We start from the raw sequence: 4,732 nt of genomic DNA on the forward strand, positions 1-4,732 counted from the left end.
AATTGGTATAAAAAAAACATCGGCACAAATTACAAAGCGTTATACGAAAGATGATTTACTAAACAAGCAAATTGTAGCAGTAATGAATTTTCCTGCAAAGCAAATAGGTAAGTTTATGAGCGAGTGTTTGGTTCTCGGATCGATAGAAAATGAAAACGATATTGTTTTACTTTCTTCCGATATTAAAGTCGAGAATGGCTTGAGAATTGGATAAAAATAAGTCCAAAACCTTACGATTTCAGACTTATTACTTTTGGCTATTGCCTAAAAATTAAATATCATCAAAATCTATATCAGTAAAATTTTCTGTAGATGGTATTTCATCAGATGATTTATCTGAAATGAATTCTTTTTTAAAATCTTTTTGATGTCTTTCAGATATTACTTCTTCACCTTTGTTGTTTAATACATAAGAAGTCATTTCTTCAAGAATTTCAGCAAAAGCGGTAAAATCTTCTTTGTATAAATAAATTTTATGCTTTTTGAAGTGAAAAGAACCATCTTCTTCGGTAAACTTCTTGCTTTCGGTTATGGTAATGTAGTAATCATCAGCTTTTGTAGAGCGAACGTCAAAAAAATAAGTTCTTCTTCCGGCTCTTAATACTTTAGAAAAAATCTCTTCCTTTTCTAACATATCATTTTCATTCCTATTCATTCTATCGGTATTTGGTTGTTTTGTTTCGTCAAAAGTGAAAAAAAAATCAGAACAAAACAACAATTATAACATTTCTTTTTCAGCAATTTGTTTCAAATACAAAGCTTTGTAATAACCTTCTTGGTTTACTAATTGATTATGAGTACCTTCTTGTACAATTTTTCCACCATCAATAATAATAATTTTATCCGCATTTTTTGCCGACGAAACTCTATGACTCACAATTATTGTTGTTTTGTCCTTGCAGATGACTTCAAGATTATTCAAAATTGTTTCTTCGGTTTCGGTATCTACAGCAGATAAACAATCATCTAACAGTAATATATCAGGACTACTAATAATAGCTCGTGCAATAGAAACTCGTTGTTTTTGTCCACCAGAAAGTGTAATTCCTCGCTCACCGAGTATGGTTTCGTACTGATTTTTGAAATTGATAATATTATCATGAACCACAGCATTTTTTGCCGCAGCAACCACTTCTTCGTCGGTGGTATTTTCTTTACCAAACTTGATATTATTTTTTATAGTATCCGAAAACAAAAACGCATCTTGTGGCACAACCCCAATACTGTTGCGCAAATCCTTTAAGTTTGCTTTGGAAAGTTGCACACCATCTACAGTAATATTACCAGAGGTGGGATCATATAGCCTACTTATTAATGATAAAATTGTCGATTTTCCAGAGCCAGTTCGTCCTATAATAGCTAAAGTTTCTCCTTTATTTACAGAAAAGCTAACGTTATCTAAAGCTTTAATATTTGTATCTTCATAAATGAGTGACACATTATCAAATTTGATATTTCCGCTAAAAGTCATGGGAGTCAAATTGTTGTTTTTAATCTCTGGCTCAATTTTCAAAAACTCGTTAATACGTTCCTGAGAAGCTTCTGCTTCTTGTACCAACGACGAAACCCAACCAATAGAAGCGACTGGCCAAACGAGCATATTTACATATAAAATAAACTTTGCAATATCTCCAATATCTTTGATACTTCCGTTTATATACATCATTCCTCCAAGAAAAATAACTAATAAATTACTTGTTCCTATTAAAAACAGCATCAACGGACCAAATAGCGCTTGTATTTTGGCTAGTTTCATACTTTTTTCATTGCTTTCTGACGAAAGCGTCTCAAATTCCTCCTGTTTTTGATCTTCTGTACTATAGGCTTTTATGACTCTAATTCCTGAAAAAATTTCTTGAGAAAAACTAGATAATATTGAAAGATTTTGCTGAAAAATAGTACTTCGCTTGTTAATCTCTGTGCTTAATTTAAAAATTAAATAAGCAAGAATAGGCAAGGGGAGGAGTGTATATAAAGTAAGCTCTCTAGAAATATGTTGCATATAGTAGATTACAATAGCAAACCTAATAACTGTATTTATGGTGTACATAACTGCTGGGCCAACATACATTCTTACACGACCAACATCTTCACTAATACGATTCATCAAATCGCCAGTTCTGTTTTGTTTGTAAAAATTTTGAGTTAAGTATTCGTATTGCTTAAAAATCTCATTTTTTAAATCATATTCTACATGTCTAGACATAACAATAAGCGTTTGACGCATTAAAAAAGTAAGAATAGCGGCTATAAAAGTAGTGGCTAATATTAAAAAAATATTTTTAAATAATAAGTTTTTTACTAAATCTGGGTTTGTAGCATCGGATTTTATATATTCTTCGATAGAAGTAATAGAATTTCCAATTAATTCTGGAGTATATAACGAAAATATTTGAGCTGCAATTGTGGTTAAAATACCTAGTAAAAAATGGTACTTGTATTTTAAAAAATAAGGGTTTAAATAACGTAGTTCTTTCATTTTATGATGATAATTAGGTATAAATGCCAATTGATGTAATAAAAACAGTTAATTATTTAAATTACTGATTATTATGTAATTATGAATTCAATAATATTTTATTAACAATTAGGTTTAATTTTATGAATTTTTGAATTAAATGCGTAATTTTGCACAAACTATTTAAAAAAGTTGCAATCTAAAATATATTCATTATGATTACAGAGTCTGTAAAAGCTAGCGAACTTCATAAAATTGATCCAGTTTTTGGACAATTGTCTTTCGATAACCACGAACAAATTGTTTTTTGCAATGACAAAGATACTGGTTTGAAAGCAATAATTGGTATACATAATACCGTTTTAGGACCAGCACTTGGAGGTACTAGAATGTGGAAATACGCTAACGAATGGGAAGCTCTAAACGATGTTTTGCGTTTGTCACGTGGTATGACTTTCAAATCAGCTATTACGGGATTAAATCTTGGTGGTGGAAAAGCAGTGATTATTGGTGATTCTAAAATAGATAAAACACCTGAAATGATTGCTAAATTTGGTCAATATGTAAATTCCTTAAGCGGAAAATATATTACTGCCGAAGATGTAGGCACAACGACTGGTGATATGGATTTAATTCGTTTGCAAACACCTCACGTAACTGGAGTTTCTATCGAAAAAGGTGGTTCTGGAAACCCATCCCCTGTAACTGCTTACGGTGTTTATATGGGAATGAAAGCTGCTGCTAAATACAAATTTGGTTCAGATGTTTTGGAAGGTAAAAAAGTTTTGGTACAAGGAATTGGTCACGTAGGCGAAACCCTTGTAGATTATTTAACAAAGGAAGGTGCAAAAGTTATCATTTCAGATATAAATCAAGGAAGATTAGAAGAAATAGGTAATAAATATGGAGCGCAAATTTACACTGGTGACGATTTATACGGAGCTGATGTCGATATTTATGCACCATGTGCACTTGGAGCGACTATAAACGACGATACAATTCATAAAATAAAAGCAAAAGTTATTGCTGGAGCAGCAAACAATCAGTTAGGAAACGAAAATACACACGGTGCAATATTGCAAGAAAGAGGAATTGCTTATGCGCCTGACTTCTTGATTAATGCTGGTGGAATTATTAATGTTTATGCTGAAATTGTAGGTTACGACATGGCAGAATCTATGCGCAGAACCGAAAATATATACAATACAACATTGGAAATTTTCGATTATGCTGATGCAAATAAAATTACGACGCACCAAGCCGCAATGAGAATTGCACAAAATCGTATCGATTTAAGAAAAAAAGAAATGAAATAAGACAACTTAGACTGGCTTAGAAAATTAGGATTCGGAAGTTTTTTTTGAAATCTAAGAAGTCAAATTTTCTAAAATGTTTAAAATATCTAAATAAAATTGTACTTTTGTGGAGCGAAAGAATTTCTTTCGCTCCACTAATTTTTAAATGTTCTTACAAAGTGTTAAACAGACGACATATTCGAGTTAAAGTAATGCAGACGTTATATTCTATGCGTCAAACACAATCAGATAATTTGGAGAAAGAAGAAAAATTCTTGTTTCAAAGTATCGAAAACGTACAAGATTTGTACCTAATAATGTTGTCAACATTGGTAGAAATCCAATCTAAAGAAGACACACTAATAGAAATTTCTCGTAACAAACACTTAGTTACTAAAGAAGAAAAAAATCCGAACCTAAAGTTTGTAAACAATAAAGTTTTGACTATTCTTACTGAGAATAAATCATTACTAAATGCACTCGAAGACAGGAAAATAAACAACTGGAAACTTAACGACGATTACATTCTAATTTTATTACAAGCTATCAAAGAGAGCGCTTTGTATGAAAGTTATATGAGTACGACAAAATCTAATTTTGACGAAGATAGAGAGTTTATTGCATCTGTTTTTGCAGAAATTATCGCGCCAAACATTAAGTTATACGAATATTTAGAAGACCATAAACTAACTTGGATAGATGATATCCCGTTAGTGAATACTTTGATTCTAAAACAGTTGAAAGCCATTCAAAATACTGAAAATGGTAATTTCTTTGTGCCAAAATTATATAATGATACAGAAGATAAGGAATTTGTAGGAAACTTATTTAGAAAAGTAGCGCTTAATGACCAGCAATTAGCCAAAGAATTTGCGGATAAAACACCCAATTGGGAAGCTGATCGTATTGCCGAAATTGATACAATTATCTTAAAAATGGCTATTTGTGAGTTTTTAAAATTCCCATCTATTCCTGTAAA

The 4,732-nt window shown here is 31.2% G+C and carries 4 protein-coding genes and 1 pseudogene; 3 read left to right on the forward strand and 2 right to left on the reverse strand.

Annotated elements, in window-relative coordinates; genetic code table 11:
* Nucleotides 1-214 (forward strand): annotated as a pseudogene (locus ACH2BG_RS01390) (tRNA-binding protein); the annotation flags it as partial.
* A 57-nt stretch (nucleotides 215-271) separates the two neighbouring features.
* Here the strand turns inward: ACH2BG_RS01390 and ACH2BG_RS01395 are convergent.
* Both ACH2BG_RS01395 and ACH2BG_RS01400 read right to left on the reverse strand, forming a co-directional pair.
* The gene (locus ACH2BG_RS01395) at nucleotides 272-655 is read right to left on the reverse strand and encodes a PUR family DNA/RNA-binding protein (RefSeq protein ID WP_395045946.1); all 384 of its coding nucleotides are present in this window, start codon (nucleotides 653-655) and stop codon (nucleotides 272-274) included.
* 63 nt (nucleotides 656-718) lie between these two features.
* Nucleotides 719-2,479: an ABC transporter ATP-binding protein gene (locus ACH2BG_RS01400; RefSeq protein ID WP_395045947.1), complete on the reverse strand. Its 1,761-nt coding sequence runs from the start codon at nucleotides 2,477-2,479 to the stop codon at nucleotides 719-721.
* 194 nt (nucleotides 2,480-2,673) lie between these two features.
* On the opposite strand from ACH2BG_RS01400, the gene ACH2BG_RS01405 reads away from it, so the two are divergent.
* Nucleotides 2,674-3,774 (forward strand): Glu/Leu/Phe/Val dehydrogenase, encoded by a 1,101-nt coding sequence (locus tag ACH2BG_RS01405; protein WP_395045948.1) that lies wholly within the window; start codon nucleotides 2,674-2,676, stop codon nucleotides 3,772-3,774.
* Nucleotides 3,775-3,965: 191 nt separating this feature from the next.
* On the forward strand, nucleotides 3,966-4,732 hold a 767-nt coding region (locus ACH2BG_RS01410), incomplete at its 3' end, for a transcription antitermination factor NusB (protein WP_395045949.1).

This window comes from Flavobacterium sp. (assembly GCF_043779715.1).
GTDB lineage: Bacteria > Bacteroidota > Bacteroidia > Flavobacteriales > Flavobacteriaceae > Flavobacterium.

Coding starts and splice junctions, on each gene's coding strand:
- ACH2BG_RS01405 (WP_395045948.1), top strand. CDS start 2,674: ATGATTACAGAGTCTGTAAAAGCTAGCGAACTTCATAAAATTGATCCA.
- ACH2BG_RS01395 (WP_395045946.1), bottom strand. CDS start 655: ATGAATAGGAATGAAAATGATATGTTAGAAAAGGAAGAGATTTTTTCT.
- ACH2BG_RS01400 (WP_395045947.1), bottom strand. CDS start 2,479: ATGAAAGAACTACGTTATTTAAACCCTTATTTTTTAAAATACAAGTAC.